This window comes from Hydrogenophaga sp. FG152 (assembly GCF_057809615.1).
Genome location: NZ_JBMDKH010000052.1, coordinates 1 through 364 on the forward strand (window position 1 = coordinate 1; position 364 = coordinate 364).

The following is a 364-nucleotide window of genomic DNA, read 5'->3' on the forward strand; positions in this document are numbered from 1 at the left end:
GCACCTGCGCGGCGACGTTCTCGGCCAGGCCGTGCTCGAAGCCCGGGGCGTCGGCATGGATCACCTTGGCCACGCCAGCGATCTGCGCAGCGGCCTGGGCGGCAGCGGCGGCGTTGTGGCCAGCCACGAGGACGTGCACATCACCCCCGCACTGGGCGGCGGCGGTCACGGTGTTGAGGGTCGCGCCCTTGAGGGCGGCGTTGTCGTGTTCGGCAATGACCAGGACCGGCATTCAGATCACCTTCGCTTCGTTCTTGAGTTTGTCCACCAGGGCGGCTACGTCGGGCACCTTCACCCCGGCACCGCGCCTGGGCGGCTCGCTGACCTTGAGGGTCTTGATGCGCGGCTTCACGTCCACACCCAG

Annotated in this window: 1 protein-coding gene and 1 pseudogene; both read right to left on the reverse strand. The window is 69.2% G+C overall.

Annotated elements, in window-relative coordinates:
- Positions 1-232 (reverse strand): adenine nucleotide alpha hydrolase family protein (locus tag ACODTB_RS25810; RefSeq protein WP_488929886.1); only part of this gene is annotated, 232 nt, incomplete at its 3' end.
- Positions 233-364 (reverse strand): annotated as a pseudogene (locus ACODTB_RS25815) (electron transfer flavoprotein subunit beta/FixA family protein); the annotation flags it as partial.